Origin of the sequence: Halomonas sp. 707D4 (genome assembly GCF_024158685.1) — a bacterium.
Classification (GTDB): domain Bacteria; phylum Pseudomonadota; class Gammaproteobacteria; order Pseudomonadales; family Halomonadaceae; genus Vreelandella.
Genome location: NZ_JAMZBD010000192.1, coordinates 1 through 5,673, shown reverse-complemented (window position 1 = coordinate 5,673; position 5,673 = coordinate 1). Strand labels below are relative to the sequence as shown.

Genomic DNA, 5,673 nt, shown 5'->3' with positions numbered 1-5,673 from the left:
CCGCCAGTATCGCGCCCAGCGCCATCAACAGCGCGCCGAGCCACAGCCAGCGCACGAAGGGCTTGTACTGGATGCGCATGGCGTAGCTGCCGTCGTCCAGGTCCTCCCCCATCGCCACGTAGAGATCGCGGAAAAGCCCCGGGCGCAGCGCTACCTGGGTCATGGGCATGCCGGTGGCGAGGTAGAGGCGTTTTTCCGGGTGCATCATGAAGGTGCGCCCGTCGTCTCCCCGGCGCACCTCGATCAGCGAGGTATCGGCGAGGAAGTTCGGCCCGCGCCGGCTCGTCAGTTCACGCATGGTGAACTGGTAGCCGGCCACCTCGACGGTGACGTCCGGTGCCATGCGCACGTTGCGTTCGACGTTGTAGTTCGACACCACCGTGACGCCGACGAGGGTGACCGCCAGGCCTAGGTGCCCCAGCACCATGCCCCAGTAGGCCGGCGTGAGCCTAGCAAGCCCTCGTCCCAGAGAGCCCGCGTGGCGGCACTTGTCGATCACGTCGCGCACCAGCGGCAGCACGATCCACAGCGCCGCGACCAGCCCCAGGCTCACCCAGAGATTCCACTGCCCGGCGTAGAGCAGTGGCGCCAGCACGCCGATCACCAGGGCCGCCGCCCCGGCCAGCCAGAGCTTCGTCACAAGCTCCCGGGCGCCCATGCGCTTCCAGCGCGCCGAGGGCCCGAGCCCCATGAAGGCGCACAGCACGACCGTGAGCGGCACGAACAGCGCGTTGAAGTAGGGCGGACCCACGCTGATCTTGCCCAGGTTCAGGGAGTCGAGGATCAGCGGGTAGAGCGTGCCCAGAAGCACCGTGACGGTCATGATCACCAGCAGCAGGTTGTTGACCAGAAGCAAGGAGTCCCGCGAGAGCCAGCCAAAGCCCACCCGGTGGCTCACCCGGGGGGCGCGCAGGGCGAACAGCAAAAGCGACAGCGTCACCGTCACGCCGAGCAGCACCAGGATGAAGAACCCGCGGGAAGGGTCGTTGGCGAAGGCGTGCACCGAAGTGAGCACGCCGGAGCGCACCAGAAAGGTCCCCATCAGCGACAGCGAAAAGGTGGCGATGGCCAGCAGCACCGTCCAGCTCTTGAAGGAGCCGCGCTTTTCGGTCACCGCCAGCGAATGCAAAAGCGCCGTGCCGGTGAGCCAGGGCAGAAGCGAGGCGTTCTCCACCGGGTCCCAGAACCACCAGCCGCCCCAGCCGAGCTCGTAGTAGGCCCACCAGCTGCCGAGTGCGATGCCGACGGTCAGAAACGCCCAGGCGACGTTGGCCCAGGGCCGCGCCCAGCGGGTCCAGGCCGCATCCAGACGTCCGCCCATGAGTGCTGCGATGGCGAAGGCGAACACCACCGAGAAGCCGACGTAGCCCATGTAGAGCATCGGCGGGTGAACCACCAGGCCGAAATCCTGCAGCAGCGGGTTCAGGTCGGCGCCGTCGGCGGGCACGTTGGGCAACAGCCGCTCGAAAGGATTGGAGGTCATCAGGATGAACAGCAGAAAGCCCGCGCTGACCATCGCCATGACGCTCTGCACCCGCGCCACCATGTCACGCGGAAGCGAATTCGAGAACGCCGAGGCGGCGAAGCCCCAGCCGGCGAGCATCAGGCTCCACAACAGCACCGACCCCTCGTGGTTGCCCCACACGGCGCTGGCCTTGTAGTACCAGGGCAGCAGCGAGTTGGAGTTGTTGGCCACGTTGGCGACGCTGAAGTCGTCCAGCAGGTAGCTTGCGCTCAGGCACAGGTAGGCCAGGGCCAGGAACACGAACTGCCCGGCCGCCATGGGCGCGCCGTAGGCCATCCACAGCGGACGCCTCGTCGCGACACCCGCCAGCGGCACCACGGCCTGGATGACCGCCATCACCAGCGCCATCATCAGCGCGAAATGGCCCACTTCCGGAATGATCTCGATCGACATACGCGCTAGTTCTCGTCTGGCTGGAAACCCGCCCGGGCCTCCAGCTCCTTGACCACCTGTTCGGCCTTCTGCTGGTAGTCCGCCGGCGAGTAGCCCGCCTCTTCCAGCGCCTGGGCCACCTCCGGCGGCATGTAGTTCTCGTCGTGGCGGGCCAGCACCTTGTCGGCGCGGATCCGGCCATCGCTCTGGAGTTCGCCGACCACCACCACGCCCTGCCCCTCGCGAAACAGGTCCGGCAGGATGCCGCTGTAGGCGACCTCGACCTCCTCCACGTAGTCGGTGACCGTGAAGGCGACGTCCAGGCTCTGCGGGTCGCGGGCGACGGAGCCCGCCTTGACCAGCCCGCCGGCGCGGATCTGGCGCTCCAGCGGCGCCTGGCCCTGTTTGATCTGCACCGGGCTGAAGAACAGGTTGATGTTGGCGCGCAGCGCGAAGAGGGTCAGTCCCACGGCGATGGCCGCGAGTACCACGATCCCGAGAAGCGCGAAGAGCCGCTGCTTGCGTTTAGGCGTCATCGTCCACCTTGGGCCTTGAAGAGTGAGCGGGGTCGGTCGTCTGGCGACGCCGGGCGTCGCGACGCACGCGGCGCGAAAGTCGCTTGAGCAGGGCGCGCCGCTCCAGGCGCGCCTGGAGAAGGCTTGCCGCGAACAGCGCCGCGGTCACCCCCCAGGCAGCCCAGACGTAGACGCCGTGGCCGCCCATGGCGAAGAACTCCTGCAGGGACGTGAAAGCCATCAATGCTCCTTGTCGACCAGCGCGCGCACCCAGCGCTTGTCGCCTTCGCGCTTCACTATCTCGCTGCGCGTGCGCGCAAGTGTCAGCGCCGTGAAGAAGCTGTAGAAGCCGACCAGCATGATCAGAAGCGGCAGCCACATCGAGGCCGGCATGGCCGGGCGCGAGGTCAGGGTGAAGGTGGCGGACTGGTGCAGGGTGTACCACCACTCCACGGAGTACTTGATGATCGGGATGTTGATCACCCCGACCAAAGCGAGCAGCGACGCGGCCCGCGCCCCGCTGTCGCGCCGGGCGAAGGCGCCGCGCAGCGCGATCACGCCCAGATAGAGAAACAGCAGGATCAGCATCGAGGTCAGCCGCGCGTCCCATTCCCACCAGGTGCCCCAGGTGGGAATGCCCCACACCGCCCCGGAGAACAGCGCCGCAAAGGTCATCATGGCACCGAAGGGCGCCATCACCGTCGCCGCCATGTCCGCCACCTTGATCTTCCAGACCATGAAGACGAGCCCGGAAAGCGCCATGGCGACGAAGATCGACTGGGCGAGCAGCGCCGCCGGCACGTGCACGTAGATGATGCGAAAGCTCTCGCCCTGCTGGTAGTCCGCCGGCGCCACCGCCAGTCCCCACAGCGTGCCGACGCCCAGCGCCAGCGCCGCCAGCGCCCAGCACCAGGGCTCGAGCCGGGCGCTGATGGCGTAGAACCACTTGGGGGATCCGAACTTGTGAATGAAGGCCCACATGAAGGCGTCCTCAACCGTTGATACTGATACGAAGCGAGACGGCGATGGCCAGCGGCGCCAGTATCAGCGCCAGCGCCAGAAGCGCCCCGAGGATCGCCAGGTACGCCCCGGCGCCGCCCACGGCGGCCGCCTGGACGGCACCGGTACCGAAGATGAGCACCGGAATGTAGAGCGGCAGGATCAAGAGCGACAACAGCGCCCCGCCCCGGGCAAGCCCCACCGTGAGCGCTGCACCGATGGCGCCGATCAGGCTCAGGCTCGCGCTGCCCAGCGCAAGCGACAGCGCAAGCACCGCGTAGCTTCCCGGCGGCAGCGCCAGCATCACCCCGAGCAGCGGCGCCATCAGCGAAAGCGGAAGCCCGGTGAGCAGCCAGTGAACGCTCACCTTCGCCATCACCAGCGCCGTCAGCGGCTGGGGCGCGAGCAGCAGCTGCTCGAGGGTACCATCCTCGAAGTCGCCACGAAAAAGCGTGTCCAGCGAAAGCAGCGCCGCCAGCAGCGCCGCCACCCATAGAAGCCCGGGCGCGATCAGTGACAGCCGCTCCGGGTCCGGCGAGATGCCGATGGGAAACAGCGTGATGACCAGCGCATAGAACACCAGCGGGTTGAGCACGTCGCCCCGCCGGCGCAGCGCCAGCGTCACGTCGCGCTTCAAGGTGGCCTTGAACGCTTTCCAAAGCCCCCCGGGTGGCGTTGCCGGCTGCTCGCTCACGCCGCCTCCTGGCCAGCCGACTCGCCCAGTGTCAGGCGGCGCACGCCGGCAACGTTACCCAGCGCGTGGTGGGTAGTGATCACCACGCTTCCGCCACGCTCGGCGTGGGCGAGCAGCCGGCGCTCGAGCGCCGCGACCCCGCGCTTGTCGATGGCGGTGAAAGGCTCGTCGAGAATCCACAGCTCGCGATAGCCAAGCGCCAGCCGCGACAGCGCCACCCGGCGTGCCTGACCGGCGGAGAGCTGAGCGACCGGCACGTCCTCGAACCCGGCCAGGCCGATCTCCTCGAGGGCGCGCTCGCAGGCCGCCTCGTCGGGAACGTCGCCGGCGAGCGCCTGGTACCAGGCAAGGTTCTCGAGCGCGGAAAGCCCCGCCTTGACCCCCGCCGAGTGCCCCAGATAGAGAAGATTGGCCAGAAAGCGTTCGCGGCAGCGGCGCAGCGGCTCGCCCCGGTAACGAAGCTCGCCGGTATAGTCGCCGAGCTGGCCGGACAGGATCTTCAAAAGCGTCGTCTTGCCGCTGCCGTTGGGGCCTTCGACGCAAAGAATCTCGCCGGCGTCGAGGGTGACGTCGAGTCCTTTAAACAGCACGCGGTCATCGCGCTCGCAGGCAAGCTCGCGGGCTTGAAGGCGCAGGCTCAAAGACGTCTCCCGGGGATTGAGTATCGCGCGCACTGTACACAAAAAGGGGCTTTTTCGCCAGCGCGGGGCGCCGGGGTGTCGGCACGACCCACGAGCGAAAAAGGGGCTACTCGAAAAGTTCACATACAGGCACTAGCACTGTATGCAAAGACAGGCTTATACTCCAACCACTGTACGAATAGACATGAGTTGGCGAGTTCACCTCATTCAACGCCTAGGGAGTGGGCGCCACGCTGGAGAGAATCGATGACGATCGCACCCCGACTGCCGGATAACGCCAATACGCTGCGCGCCGCACCGCCCTCTGCCGGCCTGCGTTCACCGGACGGCGAGCGCGAGGTCACGCGGCGCAACACCTACGCGGTACGCGTGCGGGGTCATCGCATGCGCCAGTACAATCTCTTCGACGGCGACGTCATCGTGCTTCGCCGCCATCAGCGCGGCCCGCATCATGAGATTGCCTCGGCGACCATCAACCAGCGCGAGGTCGCGCTCAGAGAGCTCTCCATCAGCCGCCTGGGCGTGCGCCTGTGCCCGGAGGACCAGACGCTGCCGACGGTTTTCCTGCATAATGGCGACATCCAGGTGCTGGGCATGGTGATGGGTGTCGAAGCCCCGAGGCCCGTCCGGCGCCACTGACCGCCACCCAGGGAGCCCCGCGTGCGTTACCGAGCCCCGCACCTGCCGCCGGACGAACACCACCGCGTCGATACCGTCGTCGAGAAGAGCCAGTTCATCGCCTGGCTCTGCCATGCCCCCACCGTCGCCGCCTTCGAGACCCTGCTCGAGCAGGCGCGCAGCGCTCACCCCGCCGCCAGCCACCACTGCAGCGCCTTCATCGCAGGCCCCCCCGGCGAGCAGACCCACATCGGCTTTTCCGACGACGGCGAGCCCGGCGGCACCGCCGGGCGGCCGATGTACAAGGCG

At 67.6% G+C, this 5,673-nt stretch carries 8 protein-coding genes; 2 read left to right on the top strand and 6 right to left on the bottom strand.

The window, feature by feature from the left end; translation table 11 throughout:
* From BIS11_RS09665 to ccmA, 6 genes are all read right to left on the bottom strand, one after another.
* Window positions 1-1,918 (bottom strand): heme lyase CcmF/NrfE family subunit (locus BIS11_RS09665; protein WP_253585978.1); only part of this gene is annotated, 1,918 nt, incomplete at its 3' end.
* Between the two features lie 5 nt (window positions 1,919-1,923).
* The gene (ccmE, locus tag BIS11_RS09660) at window positions 1,924-2,433 is read right to left on the bottom strand and encodes a cytochrome c maturation protein CcmE (RefSeq protein ID WP_253424257.1); all 510 of its coding nucleotides are present in this window, start codon (window positions 2,431-2,433) and stop codon (window positions 1,924-1,926) included.
* Window positions 2,423-2,653, bottom strand: a complete 231-nt coding sequence (gene ccmD, locus BIS11_RS09655) for a heme exporter protein CcmD (RefSeq protein WP_253424253.1) — start codon at window positions 2,651-2,653, stop codon at window positions 2,423-2,425. Before ccmD ends, ccmE begins: the two co-directional genes overlap by 11 nt.
* Window positions 2,653-3,393 (bottom strand): heme ABC transporter permease, encoded by a 741-nt coding sequence (locus BIS11_RS09650; RefSeq protein WP_253424250.1) that lies wholly within the window; start codon window positions 3,391-3,393, stop codon window positions 2,653-2,655. Before BIS11_RS09650 ends, ccmD begins: the two co-directional genes overlap by 1 nt.
* Window positions 3,394-3,403: 10 nt before the next feature.
* Window positions 3,404-4,105, bottom strand: coding sequence for a heme exporter protein CcmB (gene ccmB / locus BIS11_RS09645; RefSeq protein WP_253424247.1), 702 nt, complete (start codon window positions 4,103-4,105; stop codon window positions 3,404-3,406).
* A complete protein-coding gene (ccmA, locus tag BIS11_RS09640; RefSeq protein ID WP_253424243.1) occupies window positions 4,102-4,746 on the bottom strand; it encodes a cytochrome c biogenesis heme-transporting ATPase CcmA in 645 nt (214 codons plus the stop codon). Before ccmA ends, ccmB begins: the two co-directional genes overlap by 4 nt.
* Before the next feature lie 246 nt (window positions 4,747-4,992).
* On the opposite strand from ccmA, the gene BIS11_RS09635 reads away from it, so the two are divergent.
* Together BIS11_RS09635 and BIS11_RS09630 are read left to right on the top strand one after the other, a co-directional pair.
* Window positions 4,993-5,385, top strand: coding sequence for a LexA family transcriptional regulator (locus BIS11_RS09635; protein ID WP_253424241.1), 393 nt, complete (start codon window positions 4,993-4,995; stop codon window positions 5,383-5,385).
* A gap of 21 nt (window positions 5,386-5,406) precedes the next feature.
* Window positions 5,407-5,673: YigZ family protein (locus BIS11_RS09630; protein ID WP_253585977.1), on the top strand; the 267-nt coding region annotated here is incomplete at its 3' end.